The organism is Pseudomonas sp. HMSC076A11 (assembly GCF_001810205.1).
GTDB lineage: Bacteria > Pseudomonadota > Gammaproteobacteria > Pseudomonadales > Pseudomonadaceae > Pseudomonas > Pseudomonas aeruginosa.
This window is the reverse complement of the sequence record NZ_KV800307.1, coordinates 29,652-44,269: the sequence shown is the minus strand read 5'-3', so window position 1 is coordinate 44,269 and position 14,618 is coordinate 29,652. Positions and strand designations below refer to the sequence as shown.

Sequence of the window (14,618 nt, the reverse complement as noted above, 5' to 3'; positions counted from 1 at the left end):
GCCGGCGCCTCCACGCAAGGCGCCGGCCGCGCGGACCGTCCTTTCCAGAGGGCGTAGGATAGGAGGCTGTCGCACCGCCTACGTCCACCCGCAGCGATTAGGCCCGGCCACGGGCGAATCCAGGAGAACCATCCATGCAAGACGTCGTCATCGTCGCCGCTACCCGTACCGCCGTCGGCAGCTTCCAGGGCTCGCTGGCCGGCATTCCCGCCCCCGAGCTGGGCGCCGCGGTGATCCGCCGCCTGCTCGAACAGACCGGTCTCGATGCCGGCCAGGTCGACGAAGTGATCCTCGGCCAGGTGCTCACCGCCGGGTCCGGGCAGAACCCGGCGCGCCAGGCGGCGATCAAGGCCGGCCTGCCGGTCGGCGTGCCGGCCATGACCCTGAACAAGGTCTGCGGCTCCGGCCTCAAGGCCCTGCACCTGGGCGCCCAGGCGATCCGCTGCGGCGACGCCGAGGTGATCGTCGCCGGCGGCCAGGAGAACATGAGCCTGGCGCCCTACGTCATGCCCGGCGCCCGCACCGGTCTGCGCATGGGCCATGCGAAGCTGGTCGACAGCATGATCGAGGACGGCCTGTGGGACGCCTTCAACGACTACCACATGGGCATCACCGCCGAGAACCTGGCGGAGAAGTACGGCCTGACCCGCGAGGAGCAGGACGCCTTCGCCGCCGCTTCGCAGCAGAAGGCCATCGCCGCCATCGAGGGCGGGCGCTTCCGCGACGAGATCACGCCGATCCAGGTCCCGCAGCGCAAGGGCGAGCCGCTGAGCTTCGATACCGACGAGCAGCCGCGCGCCGGCACCACCGTCGAGGCCCTGGCCAAGCTCAAGCCGGCCTTCAGGAAGGACGGCAGCGTCACCGCCGGCAACGCCTCCAGCCTCAACGACGGCGCCGCCGCGGTATTGCTGATGAGCGCGGCCAAGGCCAAGGCCCTGGGCCTGCCGGTGCTGGCGCGGATCGCCAGCTACGCCAGCGCCGGGGTCGACCCGGCGATCATGGGCATCGGCCCGGTCTCCGCCACCCGTCGCGCGCTCGACAAGGCCGGCTGGAGCCTGGAGCAACTGGACCTGATCGAGGCCAACGAGGCCTTCGCCGCGCAGTCCCTGGCGGTGGGTCGGGAACTGGGCTGGGATGCCGCCAGGGTCAACGTCAACGGCGGCGCCATCGCCCTTGGCCACCCGATCGGCGCGTCCGGCTGCCGGGTGCTGGTGACCCTGCTGCACGAGATGATCCGTCGCGACGCGAAGAAGGGCCTTGCCACCCTGTGCATCGGCGGCGGGCAGGGCGTCGCCCTGACCCTGGCCCGCGACTGATCCATCGACCTGCCGCTCGCGGCGTGATCGCGCCATGTCCTTTCGCGGGGGCATGGCGCGCTCGTGTCCAGGGAACGAGCGGCGGACGGCCTTGACCGTCCGACCGGCCCCGTACCGTTCCGCCCCTCGGGACGGCCGGGTGCCCAGGGAGCCGTAGCACACACAGGCGGCCCCGTAGTCGCCGAATAACAATAAAACCGAGAGAATCCGCGATGACCGCTATCCTTCCCATCCAAGAAAGCCGCTCCGCGCGCTTCGCCATGCAGTGCTCGAACTGGGCCGAGCGCTGGTTTCCCGACTCCTGGGTGTTCGCCGCCCTGGCCATCCTCATCGTCAGCCTGGCCGCGCTGGCCATGGGCGCCGGACCGACCGCCACGGCGAAAGCCTTCGGCGACGGTTTCTGGAGCCTGATCCCGTTCACCATGCAGATGGCCTTCGTGGTCATCGGCGGCTATGTGGTGGCCAGTTCAGGCCCCGCCTCGCGTCTCATCGACCTGCTCGCGCGGGTGCCGAAGAATGGCCGCTCGGCGGTCTGCTGGGTGGCGCTGGTGTCGATGCTTGCCTCGCTGCTCAACTGGGGCCTCAGCCTGGTCTTCGGCGGCCTGCTGGTACGCGCCCTGGCGCGCCGCAGCGACCTGCGCATGGACTACCGCGCCGCCGGCGCCGCGGCCTACCTCGGGCTGGGCGCGGTGTGGGCGCTGGGCCTGTCGTCGTCGGCCGCGCAGTTGCAGGCCAACCCGGCCAGCCTGCCACCGTCGATCCTGGCGATCACCGGGGTGATCCCGTTCACCGAGACCATCTTCCTCTGGCAGTCCGGGGTCATGCTGCTGGCGCTGATCCTGGTCTCGCTGGTGATCGCCTACATGACCGCGCCGAGCGCCGCCAGCGCCCGCGACGCCAAGGATTGCGGGGTCGACGTGAGCTTCACCGCTCCGGCCAGGCTGGCGCCGACCCGGCCCGGCGAGTGGCTGGAGCACAGCCCGTTGCTGATCATCCTGCTGGTACTGCTGGCCGGCGGCTGGCTGGTACACGAGTTCTCGACCAAGCCGGCGATCCTGGCGATCTCCGGGTTGAACACCTATAACCTGCTATTCCTGATGCTCGGCGCGTTGCTGCACTGGCGCCCGCGCAGCTTCCTCGACGCGGTGGCGCGCGCGGTGCCGACCACCACCGGGGTGCTGATCCAGTTCCCGCTGTACGGCTCGATCGCGGCGATCATGACCACGGTCAACGGCAGCGACGGCGAGACCCTGGCCCACCATATCTCGACCTTCTTCGTACAGATCGCCTCCCACGACACCTACGCGCTGCTGATGGGCGTGTACTCGGCGGTGCTGGGCTTCTTCATTCCCTCCGGCGGCGGCAAGTGGATCATCGAGGCGCCGTACGTGATGCAGGTGGCCAACGAGCTGCAATACCACCTCGGCTGGGCGGTGCAGATCTACAACGCCGCCGAGGCGCTGCCGAACCTGATCAACCCGTTCTACATGCTGCCGTTGCTCGGCGTGCTGGGGCTGAAGGCGCGCGACCTGATCGGCTTCTCGTTCGTCCAGTTGCTGGTGCACATCCCGCTGGTGCTGGTGCTGCTCTGGGCCCTGGGCAGCACCCTGGCGTACATCCCGCCGGTGATGCCGTAGCGCGTCGGCGGACCGACCTGGCCCCGATAACTTCCTCTCCCTGAAGGGAGAAGGTTGGGGAGAGGGTAGCCGCGCCGGGAAACGAGGTAACGGCGGATAACGCCTGTGGCGTTATCCGCCCTACGCAATGGGGCGGGCGAACTCCGGATGGTTCCCTCTCCCTTCAGGGAGAGGGTCTGGGGAGAGGCTGGCCGCCCCGGCTACTGCGCCACCCAGCCGCCATCCATGTTCCAGGCCGCGCCGCGCACCTGGTCGGCGGCTTCGCTGCAAAGGAACAGCGTCAGTCCGCCGAGTTGCTCGGGGGTGACGAAGGCCAGCGAGGGTTGCTTTTCCGCCAGCAGGTCGTGTTCCGCCTGTTCGGGCGAGACGCCCTCGGCGATGCGCGCGTCGATCTGCTTCTGCACCAGCGGGGTCAGCACCCAGCCGGGGCAGATGGCGTTGCAGGTCACCGGCGTGCGCGCCGTTTCCAGCGCCACACTCTTGGTCAGGCCGAGCACGCCATGCTTGGCGGCGACGTAGGCGCTCTTCCCGGCCGAGGCGACCAGGCCGTGGGTCGAGGCGATGTTGACGATCCGCCCCCAGCCGCGCGCGAGCATGCCCGGCAGGGCCAGGCGGGTGGTATGGAACACCGAGGACAGGTTGATCGCGATGATCGCGTCCCAGCGTTCCGTGGGGAATTCCTGCACCGGCGCCACGTACTGGATGCCGGCGTTGTTGACGAGGATGTCGGCGCCGCCGAAGGTCCGCTCGGCGAAGGCCATCAGTTCGCCGATCTGCTCCGGGCTGGAGAGGTCGGCCGGGTGGTGCTCTGCGCGCACGCCGCGGGCGCGGACCTGCGCCAGCGCCGCGTCGACCTCGCCGAAGCCGTTGAGGAGCAGGTCGGCGCCGGCCTCGGCCAGGCTCAGGGCGATGCCCAGGCCGATGCCGCTGGTGGAACCGGTGACCAGGGCGGTCTTGCCTTTCAGGGTCATGCTGTTTCTCCCGCTGGATGAAAAAAGGGCGGATCAGACCAGGCCGGTGGCGTAGAACAGCCCGATGACGAAGAACACCGCCAGGGTCTTGATCAGGGTAATACCGAAAATGTCCTTGTACGCCTCCCGATGGGTCAGGCCGGTGACCGCCAGAAGGGTGATCACCGCGCCGTTGTGCGGCAGGGTATCCATCCCGCCGCTGGCCATGGCGGCGACCCGGTGGAGGACTTCCAGGGGGATCTGCGCGGCGTTGGCGGCGGCGATGAAGGTATCGGACATCGCCGCCAGGGCGATGCTCATGCCGCCCGACGCGGAACCGGTGATGCCAGCCAGCAGGGTGACGGTGATCGCTTCGTTGACCAGCGGATTGGGAATGCTCTTGAGCGCGTCGGCCAGCACCAGGAAGCCCGGCAGCGAGGCGATCACCGCACCGAAGCCGTATTCCGAGGCGGTGTTCATCGCCGCCAGCAGCGAGCCGGCCACCGCGCTGCGGGTGCCTTCGGCGAGGCGGCTGCGGATCGCCGCGAAGCCGCTCGCCAGCACCAGCAGGATGCCCAGCAGCAGGGCCGCCTGCACTGCCCAGATCGCGGTGAGCTTGCCGACCTCGGTTTGCAACGGCGTGGCCATGCCGGCCAGTTGCAGGGTATGGACCTGGCCGTACCATTGCGGGATCCAGTGGGTGAACAGCAGGTTGGCGACCCCGACCAGCACCAGCGGCGAGAGCGCCAGCCAGGGATTCGGCAGGCGCAGGTCATCGGCGGTCTCCGGCTCGTTGCGCAGGTCGCTGCCGTAGCCTTCGCCGTTGCGCCGCGCCTTGTTCGCCTGGCGTCGCAGGTAGAGCATGCCCACGGCGAAGACGAACAGCGCGCCGAGGGTGCCGAGCCAGGGCGCGGCCCAGGCGTGGGTGCCGAAGAAGGTCGAGGGGATGATGTTCTGGATCTGCGGGGTGCCGGGCAGCGCGTCCATGGTGAAGGAAAACGCGCCGAGGGCGATGGTCGCCGGAATCAACCGCTTGGGGATGTCGCTCTGGCGGAACATCTCCGCGGCGAACGGGTAGACCGCGAACACCACCACGAACAGCGAGACGCCGCCGTAGGTGAGCAGCGCGCAGACCAGTACGATCACCAGCATCGCCTGGCGGGTGCCGAGCAGGCGGATCGCCGCCGCGACGATGGAGCGGGAGAAGCCGGCCAGCTCGATCAGCTTGCCGAACACCGCGCCAAGCAGGAAAACCGGGAAGTAAAGCTTGATGAAACCGACCATCTTCTCCATGAACACCCCGGTGAAGGTCGGCGCGACCGCGCTGGGATCGGTGAGCAGGACGGCGCCGAGAGCGGCGAGGGGGGCGAACAGGATGACGCTGTAGCCGCGGTAGGCGGCCAGCATCAGCAGGCCCAGGGCGGCAAGGGCGATGATCACGCTCATCGGGCATATCTCCACGGCGCTGCGGGGCGCGCTTCGCATGGGGAAGGCGCTCCGGGCCTGTTTCTTGTTGTCGAACGGTGCGGGCACCGGCGTGACGGCCTGGAACGGGGCAGGGCCGTCGGAAAGGCACGTTGCGATAACCGTGCCAGGCCCCAGAGTCGCGGTTTTCGCGGGCTGCGGCGAGACGAAGGGGAGCGTGGGGAATAGCGTTGTCTCAAAATGGAGACGTAATCGAGCGAAAGTTCCGTGGCTATGCAGGTCTCAGTTCGTCTCTATTTAGAGATGGGTCCCGTTATCGAGACGCATGCCCAGCGCCACGATCTTCTTGTACAGGGTCGAGCGACCCAGGCCCAGGCGTTTCGCCGCTTCCACCACATTGCCGGCACTCTGCGCCAGGGCCCGTCCGATCAGGTCGCGCTCGAAGGCTTCGCGGGCCTGTTGGAAATCCCCGACCGGCCTGTCGTCCGCCGCTCGAGGCAGCTCCGGCAGCGGTTGCAGGGGGCCCAGCGCCGCGCCGAGGGCGGCGGCGTCCAGCAACGGTTGGTCGGCCAGCAGCAGCGCGCGTTCCAGCACGTTGCGCAGTTCGCGGACGTTGCCCGGCCAGGCATGCCGGGCGAGCAGCGCCAGGGCGTCGCCGCCGAGTTCGTGGAGACGGCCGTGGTCGAGGCTGTCGAGGATCGACTCGCAGAGCGCCGGGAGGTCGTCCAGGCGCTGGCGCAACGGTGGGATCTCGATCGGCAGGACGTTCAGCCGGTAGTAGAGGTCAGCGCGGAAACGGCCTTCGCGCATCGCCTGCTGCAGGTCGATGGAAGTGGCGGCGACCAGGCGGATGTCGCTGCGGATCACTTCGTTGGAACCCACCGCTTCGAACTCTTTCTCCTGTAGCACGCGCAACAGCTTGCCTTGCAAGGCCAGCGGCATGTCGCCGATCTCGTCGAGGAACAACGTGCCGCCCTGGGCCACCTGCAACTTGCCTGGCCGGCCCTTGCGCTCGGCACCGGTGAAGGCCCCCGGGGCGGTACCGAAGAATTCGGCCTCCAGCAGGCTTTCCGGGATCGCCGCGGCGTTCACGCTGACGAAGGCCTTGTGCGCCCGCGGCGAAGCGCTGTGGATGGCGTGGGCGAGCAGTTCCTTGCCGGTGCCGGTCTCGCCGAGCAACAGCACCGGCGCTTCGCTGGCCGCGCCACGACGGGCGCGGCGCTTGACTTCCAGGCTGGCCGGACTGGTGCCGACGAAGTGGCTGAAGCTGTACTTGGCCTGGCGCGCCTGCAATTGCGAGCGGGTCGAGGCCAGTTCGCGCTGCATGCTCAGGTAGCGGGTCACCAGCGGCGACAGCGAACGCAGTTCGTCGAGCAGGGCGAAGCCGATGGCGCCGATCACCTCGCCGGCGTCGTCGTGGATCGGCAGGCGCATCACCACCAGCGGGTCCTTCGCGCTGTCCATCATGTCCAGCAGGATCGGCTTGCCGCTGCGTACCACCTCGCGCAGCAGGCTACCGGGGATCACGCTTTCGCAGGGCCGGCCGATGGCCTGCGCCGGGTCGGCGAGGCCGAAACGCTGGGCGTAGCGCTGGTTGATCCAGACGATGCGGGCCTCGCGGTCGACGATCACCGTGCCTTCGCTGGAGCCTTCGACGATCTCGAACAGCGAACGGATCGCCTGCTGGCGTACGCGTTGGTAATCCTGGAGGCTGTCGGCGTCGTTCATCGGCGGCTCCTGCGGCGGACGGCGAAACGGCCCGCCACTGTAGCCGGGAAGCCGCTCGCGGTGAAGGCTCAGGATTCCTCGACGGCCAGCGCGGCGGCGCTTTCCCGCTGCGCCTGGGCGGCGGGCGAGCGGACCTGGAGGATCAGTAGCGCGGCGAGCCCGGCGGGAATCGCCGCAAGCATGAAGATGTTCTCCACGGATATGTGCATGCCCAGCAGCAGGCTGCCGAACAGTGGGCCGAGGATCGAACCGAAGCGGCCCACGCCCAGCGCCCAGCCGGTGCCGGTGGCGCGTACCTGGGCCGGGTAGAAGTTGCTGGCGAAGGCGTTCAGGGTCAACTGCCCGCCGATGATGCAGAAGCCGGCGGCGAAGACGAACGCCAGCAGCCAGCGCGGCTGGTCGTGGTTGAGGCCGAGGAGCAGGGTGAACAGCGCGGCGCCGGCGAGAATCGCCGCCAGCAGGCGGACCTTGCTGCGCAGGCGGTCGGCGAGCCAAGCCAGGAGCATCGCGCCGAGGGTGCCGGCGAAGAGGAACATCGAGGTCGCCAGGTTCGCCGCATTGCGTGTCAGGCCGCTTTCCTGGAGCAGCGAGGGCAGCCAGCTGACCATGAAGTAGAGCAGGATCAGGCTGACGAAGAAGGTCGCCCAGAGCAGCAGGGTCGGCCGCGCGTAACCGTGGCGGAACAGCTCCAGCACGGTCAGGCTCGCCGCCGGCTCGGCGTCGGCCTGTGCCGGCGGCGGCTGCCAGCCCGGCGCCATACGCTCGCTGAGCTGGCGCAGGCGGGCATAGGGCGGTGCGTCGCGGAGCAGGCGCGGCAGCGACTCCGGGAGGAACAGGAGGAGGAAGGGGAACAGCAGCAACGGGGTGACGCCGCCGGCGAGGAACACCGCCTGCCAGCCGAAGCCGTCCATGAAGGCGGCGGCGACGAAACCGCCGGCGGCGCCGCCGAAGGAGAAACCGCAGGCCGCCAGGGTGACCATCAGGGTACGCAGGCGCGGTGGCGAATACTCGGCCATCAGCGCCATGGCGCTGGGCATCGCCCCGCCCATTCCGATGCCGCAGACGAAGCGCGCCAGCATCAGGCTTTCCAGGGAACCGGCGAAGACCATCAGGACGGTCAGGCTGGCGTAGATCAGCACGCAGCAGAGCAACACCCGGCGGATGCCGAAGCGGTCCGCCAGCGGCGTCACCAGCAGCGAACCGACGGTCAGGCCGAACAGGTTGGCGCTGAACACCGGGCCGAACGCGGCCTTGTCCAGGCCCCATTCCTGGGCCAGGGTCGGCACCACGTAGCCGAGCACCTGGGCATCGTAGCCATCGGTGACCAGCAACAGGGCGAGGAGCAGCAGCAACAGCCACTGGTAGCGGGACACGGGGCGCGCGTCGAGCGCCGCGCGAAAGCTGGCGATCTGGTTGTGCATCGCAAGGTACCTGAGGTTCTTATTGGTGATGGGGCGTCCGGCGGACGCCCCCCTTTATCTTCAGGAGCGGGACTCTGCGGTCCCTCAGGCGGCCGGGGTGTCCGGCTGGTTGGCCGGATGGGCCTGGCGGAACGCCGGATGGGCGGCGGCCAAGTCGGCGACCCGGCGGATCCGTGGCCAGGCGTCCAGCGCCACGCCGAAGCGCTCGGCGGCGTAGAGCTGCGGGACCAGGTAGACGTCGGCCAGGCCCGGCCGGTCGCCGAAGCACCAGCCCTGGTCGCCGATCAGTTGCTCGACGGCGGCGAGACCCTGGCCGACCCAGTGGCCGATCCACTGCCGGACCTGCTCTTCGTCGTGGCCCCACTGACGCAGCAGGTTGAGCACGCTGGCGTTGTGCAACGGGTGGATGTCGCAGCCGACCAGCGCCGCGACTCCGCGCTCGCGGGCGCGGCGCAGCGGATCGCTGGAGAGCAGGGCGGGTTGCGGGTAGCGCTCCTCGAGGTACTCGATGATCGCCGGCGACTGGATCAGCAGCTCGCCCTCGTCGACCTGCAGGGCCGGTACGCGGCCCTGCGGGTTGAGCGCCAGGTAGGCGGGTTGGCGGTGTTCGCCGCCGTCGCGGACCAGGTTGACCGGCAGCGACTGGTAGTCCAGCCCCTTCAGCGCCAGGGCGATGCGCACCCGGTAGGAGGAGGTGGAACGGTAGTAGGTATAGAGCTTCATCCGCGCGCCCCCGGAAGGGCCGCGAGCACCTTGCCGCGACATTCGCCGAAACCGATCGAGACATGTCCCTCGCGCTTGCAGCGAGCGCGGAGGATGACCTCGTCGCCGTCCTCGAGGAAGCGCCGGGTCTCGCCGGAGGCCAGTTGCACCGGCTGCTTGCCGCCAGCGGTGATCTCCAGCAGCGAGCCGAACTGGCCGGGCTCGGCGCCGGACAGGGTGCCGGAGCCGAACAGGTCGCCGGGCTGCAACTGGCAGCCATTGACGCTGTGGTGGGCGACCATCTGCGCCACCGTCCAGTACATGCTCAGGCTGTTGCTCAGGGTCAGGCGCTGCGGCGGCAGGCCTTTCTCGCGCAGGCCCTCGGTGAGCAGCAGGACCTCCAGCTCGATGTCGAAGGCGCCGTGGGCCTGGTCGTTGTCGTCGTAGAGATACGGCAGCGGCCGCGGGTCGCCTTCGGGGCGCGCTGGCTGGGCACGGCGGAACGGCTCCAGGGCTTCGGCGGTGACCACCCAGGGCGAGACGCTGGTGATGAAGCTCTTCGACAGGAACGGGCCGAGCGGTTGGTATTCCCAGGCCTGGATGTCGCGCGCCGACCAGTCGTTGAGCAGGCAGAAGCCGGCGATGTGCTCGGCGGCGCGGGAAACCGGGATGGCTTCGCCGAGGGCGTTGCCCTGGCCGATCCAGATGCCCAGCTCCAGTTCGTAGTCCAGGCGCGCGCAGGGGCCGAACACCGGCTCGCTGGCGCCGGCCGGCAGGGTCTGGCCGTTGGGCCGGCGCACTTCGCTGCCGGAGACGCGCACGGTCGAGGCGCGGCCGTGGTAGCCGATGGGCACGTGCTTGTAGTTGGGCAGCAGTGGGTTGTCCGGGCGGAACAGCTTGCCGACGTTCTCGGCATGGCGGATGCCGACGTAGAAGTCGGTGTAGTCGCCGATCCTGGCCGGTAGGTGCATTTGGCACTCGGCGGCCGGATGGAGCAGTTCCGGGCGCTCCGCGGCGCCTTCGCCGAGCAGCTCCAGCAGGCGCTGGCGCAGCGCCACGCGGGCCGGCTTGCCGAGGGCGAAGAAGGCGTTCAGCGCGCCGCCGCGGGTGGCTTCGGCGGCTTCGCCGGCGGCACCCTCGAACAGCCCGGCGGCCAGCGCCGCGTCCAGGTCGAGGATCGAGTCGCCGATGGCCACACCGCAACGCGGGCTCTGGCCGGCACGGCTGAAGATGCCCAGCGGCAGGTTTTGCAGGGGAAAGTCGGCATGCCCATTGGCGGAGGCGACCCAGCTACGAGTGGGGGTTGGCTGGTTCATGGGGTTATCTCCGTTGCGGGTTGAAGGTGGATACGAGCGACGCCCAGCAGGCATCGTAGTCATTCTGCAGGGCCGGCGTCTCGAGGGCGGCACGGCTCGGCCGGAGGACCTGGCTGGTCTCGAACATGAAGGCCATGGTCTGGTCGATCCTGTGCGGCTTGAGGTCGGCGGCGATGGCCTTGTCGCAGCTTTCCGCGTCCGGGCCGTGGGCGCTCATGCAACTGTGCAGCGAGGCGCCGCCGGGCACGAAGCCGCCGGCCTTGGCGTCATAGGCGCCCTGGATCAGGCCCATGAATTCGTTCATCAGGTTGCGGTGGAACCATGGCGGACGGAAGGTGTTCTCGGCCACCATCCAGCGCGGCGGGAAGATCACGAAGTCGATGTTGGCCAGGCCGGGGACGCTGGTGGGGGAGGTCAGCACGGTGAAGATCGACGGGTCCGGGTGGTCGAAGCTGACCGTGCCGATGGTGTTGAAGCGGCGCAGGTCGTACTTGTAGGGCACGTTGTTGCCGTGCCAGGCGACCACGTCCAGCGGCGAGTGGTCAAGCTCGCAGGCCCACAGCTCGCCGAGGTATTTCTGCACCAGTTGCAGCGGCTGGCGGCTGTCCTCGTAGCGCGCCACCGGGGTCAGGAAGTCGCGCGGATTGGCCAGGCCATTGCTGCCGATCGGGCCGAGGTCGGGCAGGCGCAGCGGCGCGCCGTGGTTCTCGGCGATATAGCCGCGTGCCTCGCCGTCGAGCAGCTCGACGCGGAACTTCATCCCGCGCGGGATCACCGCGATCTCCAGCGGTTCGACTTGTAGCGCGCCGAGTTCGGTGCACAGGCGCAGACGGCCCAATTGCGGGACCAGCAGCAGTTCGCCGTCGGCGTCGTAGAAGCAACGCTCCATCGAGCGGTTGGCCAGGTACTGGTAGATGCTCACGCCGGCGGGCTTGTCGCCGGGCGCGTTGGCGGCCATGCGCAGCAGGCCGTCGAGGAAGTCGGTGGGCTGCTCGGGCAGTGCCAGCGGGTCCCAGCGCAGGCGGTTGGGAGTCGGCGCATCCAGTTCGGCACCGGCGATCTGTCGTTCCAGGCGGCGGAACGGCGGATGCTTGGCCGACGGCGTGATGCGGTACAGCCAGGTGCGCCGGGCCTCGCTGCGAGCCATGGTGAAGGCGGTGCCGGAGAGCAGTTCGGCGTACAGGCCGTAGGGCGCTTTCTGCGGGGAGTTCTGGCCGACCGGCAGGGCGCCGGGGAGCGCTTCGCTGCTGAATTCGTTGCCGAAGCCCGATTGATAGGCGAGGGCAGTGGAGTCGAGGTTCATCTGAGGCCTCCGGGGAGTGGGGGCAGCTTGCCGCCGATCCGCCGGGGACCTGGCACGCTGGCTGCGTTATTTTTATCGTAATTCAATTACGCATAACGTAATTTGAGTGGAAGGCAGCGTCAAGCTATAACGTCGGCCCCGCCCGCAGGAACCCGCGTCCATGGAAAAGAACAGCAGTCCCGCCGAAACCTCCGGCAAGCAGAAGGTCCGCTCCGCCGAAGTCGGTACCGATATCCTCAAGGCCCTCGCCGAACTCTCCCCGGCGACCTCGCTGTCGCGCCTGGCGGAGCATGTGGGGATGCCGGCGAGCAAGGTCCATCGCTATCTGCAGGCATTGATCGCCAGCGGCTTCGCGGTCCAGGACGCCTCCACCAATCATTACTCGCTGGGGCGCGAGGCCCTGCGCGTGGGCCTGGCGGCGCTGGACAGCATGGACGTGCTGAAGAGCGCCGCCGCGCCGCTGGCCGAGCTGCGCGACGTGCTCAACGAGACCTGCTTCCTCGCCGTCTGGGGCAACCGTGGCGCCACCGTGGTACAGGTGGAACAGGCGGTGCGCGCGGTGACGGTGGTCACCCAGGTCGGCTCGGTGCTGCCGCTGCTCGGTTCGTCCACCGGCCTGGTGTTCGCCGCGTTCCTGCCGGAACGCGAGGTGGCCGAGCTGCGCGAGGAAGAGTTGGCCGGGCGCGCCGACCATCCGCTGGCCGACCCGGCGGCCTACGCGGTGCTCCTGGAGGGCATCCGCGCGCGCGGCCTGCATGCGATCCATGGGCTGCTGATGCCTGGGGTGGAGGCGCTCTCGGCACCGGTGTTCGACGCCCGCGGGCGGGTGGCGGCGGTGCTCACGGTGGTCGGCCCGGCGAGCATCTTCCAGGCCGAGGAGCAGGGGCCGGCGGCGGAACGGCTGCTTGCGACGACTCGGGCTATCAGTTGGCGGATGGGGTATGACGGCACCCAGGGTGGATGATGCAGTCTCCGAGCCTGAGGGTGATGTCAGGTAGGGCGGATAACCGCCCGCGGTTATCCGCCGCTTCTCAGGCCTTGGCCAGCAACGCCTTCGCCGCTCGCGATCCGTTGCTCTTGCCGAGCACCGCGCAGATGCGCTGGCCGGCGTCGACCAGGGCGTGCATGTCGACCCCGGTATGGATCTCCAGGCCGTTCAGCAGGTAAAGGACGTCTTCGCTGGCGACGTTGCCGGTGGCGCCCTTGGCGTAGGGACAACCGCCGAGGCCGGCCACCGAGCTGTCGAATACCGCGACGCCTTCCAGCAGGCTGGCGTAGATGTTCGCCAGGGCCTGCCCGTAGGTGTCGTGGAAGTGCCCGGCGAGGCGCTCGCGGGGAACCTCGCTGGCCACCGCCTCGATCAGCCGGCGGGTGGCGCCGGCGGTGCCGACGCCGATGGTGTCGCCCAGGGACACTTCGTAGCAGCCCATCTGCTGGAGTTCGCGGGCGACCCAGGCGACCTGGCGCGGATCGACATCGCCGTCGTAGGGACAGCCGAGCACGCAGGAAATGTAGCCGCGCACCCGCACCTGGTGCTGGCGCGCCGCCTCCAGCACCGGTACGAAGCGCTCCAGGCTGTCCTTGATCGAGCAGTTGATGTTGCGCTGGGAGAAGGCTTCCGACGCGGCGGCGAACACCGCCACTTCCTTCACCCCCGACTCCAGCGCCGCCTCGAAGCCTTTCAGGTTCGGCGCCAGCGCCGCGTAGGTCACGCCGGGACGCTGGCGGATGCCGGCGAACACCTCGGCCGAGCCGGCCATCTGCGGCACCCACTTGGGCGAGACGAAGCTGCCCACTTCGATGTAGTCCAGGCCGGCGGCGCTCAGGTCATCGACCAGGCGGATCTTGTCGGCCACCTCGATCGGCTGTTTCTCGTTCTGCAGTCCGTCGCGCGGACCGACTTCCACCAGGCGGACCTTCTTCGGCAGGTTCATGCTGTTCCTCGTCTTGGCTGTCAGGCCTGGTTCTCGTCCAGCTCCACCAGCGGCGTGCCTTCCTCTACCAGTTCGCCCTCGCTGCAATACAGCGCCTTCACTACCCCGGCGTGGGGCGCGCGGATGCTGTGTTCCATCTTCATCGCCTCCAGCACCACCAGGGCGGTGCCGGCTTCGACCGTCTGGCCGGGCTCGACCAGGACCCGCACGATACTGCCGTTCATCGGCGCGCTCAAACCACCCTGGTGGGCATGGGCGGCCTCGGCCTCGGCGATCGGGTCGACGGCTTCGATGGCCAGCAGTTCGCCCTCCCATTCGAGGAACAACTGGCGTCCGCGGCGCAACGCCGCCGAGCGACGGGTGACACCGTCCACCCGGCTGACCAGGTCGTCGCCGTCCAGGCGATACTGGCTGGGGCTGGCGTGGCGCAGGCGGACGCAGCGGCGTTCGTCGCGGCAGCGCAGCATCAGGTCGGCCTCCCGCGCCAGGGCGCTGCGCCAGCCGTCGTTGCGGCTCCACGGCGAATGCGGGTCGTCGTCGCGACGGTGGCCCGGTTCGCTCTGCAGCCAGGCTTCGGCGGCGGCTTGCCAGAAATGCTCCGGCAGCGCTTGCGGCGCCGGCAGCAGGTCGTCTTGGTGGCGCGCGATGAAACCGGTGTCCAGTTCGGCGGCGGCGAACGCCGGATGGCCGAGGATGCGGCGGAGGAACGCCAGGTTGGTGCGCAGGCCGCCGACCGAGGTTTCCGCCAGCATCGCCAGCAGGCGCTGGCGGGCTTCCTCGCGGGTTTCGCCCCAGGCGATCAGCTTGGCCAGCATCGGGTCGTAGAACGGCGAGACCTCGTCGCCTTCGCGTACCCCGCTGTCGACCCGCCGGCCGGGGCCGGCGG

11 protein-coding genes and 1 pseudogene are annotated in these 14,618 nt (G+C 69.2%); 3 read left to right on the top strand and 9 right to left on the bottom strand.

Annotated elements, in window-relative coordinates; all coding sequences use genetic code 11:
- Nucleotides 1-134 precede the first annotated feature (134 nt).
- Nucleotides 135-1,316: an acetyl-CoA C-acetyltransferase gene (locus HMPREF2716_RS14955; protein WP_003121716.1), complete on the top strand. Its 1,182-nt coding sequence runs from the start codon at nt 135-137 to the stop codon at nt 1,314-1,316.
- 212 nt (nt 1,317-1,528) lie between these two features.
- Nucleotides 1,529-2,953, top strand: a complete 1,425-nt coding sequence (locus HMPREF2716_RS14950; protein ID WP_043492112.1) for a short-chain fatty acid transporter — start codon at nt 1,529-1,531, stop codon at nt 2,951-2,953.
- A gap of 200 nt (nt 2,954-3,153) precedes the next feature.
- Here HMPREF2716_RS14950 and bdhA read toward each other — a convergent pair whose 3' ends face one another.
- The 7 genes from bdhA to hmgA all read right to left on the bottom strand — a co-directional run bounded on the left by bdhA (nt 3,154) and on the right by hmgA (nt 11,798).
- Nucleotides 3,154-3,924, bottom strand: a complete 771-nt coding sequence (bdhA, locus tag HMPREF2716_RS14945) for a 3-hydroxybutyrate dehydrogenase (protein WP_023085197.1) — start codon at nt 3,922-3,924, stop codon at nt 3,154-3,156.
- A gap of 33 nt (nt 3,925-3,957) precedes the next feature.
- Nucleotides 3,958-5,349, bottom strand: coding sequence for a GntP family permease (locus tag HMPREF2716_RS14940; protein WP_003088575.1), 1,392 nt, complete (start codon nt 5,347-5,349; stop codon nt 3,958-3,960).
- 276 nt (nt 5,350-5,625) lie between these two features.
- The gene (gene hbcR, locus HMPREF2716_RS14935; RefSeq protein ID WP_003139728.1) at nt 5,626-7,056 is read right to left on the bottom strand and encodes a sigma-54-dependent transcriptional regulator HbcR; all 1,431 of its coding nucleotides are present in this window, start codon (nt 7,054-7,056) and stop codon (nt 5,626-5,628) included.
- Between the two features lie 68 nt (nt 7,057-7,124).
- Nucleotides 7,125-8,477, bottom strand: coding sequence for an MFS transporter (locus HMPREF2716_RS14930; RefSeq protein WP_003088580.1), 1,353 nt, complete (start codon nt 8,475-8,477; stop codon nt 7,125-7,127).
- Nucleotides 8,478-8,561: 84 nt separating this feature from the next.
- Nucleotides 8,562-9,200, bottom strand: a complete 639-nt coding sequence (gene maiA / locus HMPREF2716_RS14925; protein ID WP_003100402.1) for a maleylacetoacetate isomerase — start codon at nt 9,198-9,200, stop codon at nt 8,562-8,564.
- Nucleotides 9,197-10,495: a fumarylacetoacetase gene (gene fahA / locus HMPREF2716_RS14920; RefSeq protein WP_012614230.1), complete on the bottom strand. Its 1,299-nt coding sequence runs from the start codon at nt 10,493-10,495 to the stop codon at nt 9,197-9,199. The genes maiA and fahA overlap by 4 nt, the downstream gene beginning before the upstream one ends.
- 4 nt (nt 10,496-10,499) lie before the next feature.
- Entirely contained in the window at nt 10,500-11,798 is a 1,299-nt protein-coding gene (hmgA, locus tag HMPREF2716_RS14915) for a homogentisate 1,2-dioxygenase (protein ID WP_003100397.1), read from the bottom strand.
- Between the two features lie 160 nt (nt 11,799-11,958).
- Between hmgA and HMPREF2716_RS14910 the strand changes: the two genes are divergently transcribed.
- Nucleotides 11,959-12,762: an IclR family transcriptional regulator gene (locus tag HMPREF2716_RS14910; RefSeq protein WP_003111362.1), complete on the top strand. Its 804-nt coding sequence runs from the start codon at nt 11,959-11,961 to the stop codon at nt 12,760-12,762.
- Nucleotides 12,763-12,829: 67 nt separating this feature from the next.
- Here the strand turns inward: HMPREF2716_RS14910 and liuE are convergent, their stop codons facing one another.
- Both liuE and liuD read right to left on the bottom strand, forming a co-directional pair.
- Nucleotides 12,830-13,732, bottom strand: a complete 903-nt coding sequence (gene liuE, locus HMPREF2716_RS14905) for a bifunctional 3-hydroxy-3-isohexenylglutaryl-CoA lyase/hydroxymethylglutaryl-CoA lyase (RefSeq protein WP_003100393.1) — start codon at nt 13,730-13,732, stop codon at nt 12,830-12,832.
- Between the two features lie 20 nt (nt 13,733-13,752).
- Nucleotides 13,753-14,618 (bottom strand): annotated as a pseudogene (gene liuD / locus HMPREF2716_RS14900) (methylcrotonyl-CoA carboxylase subunit alpha); the annotation flags it as partial.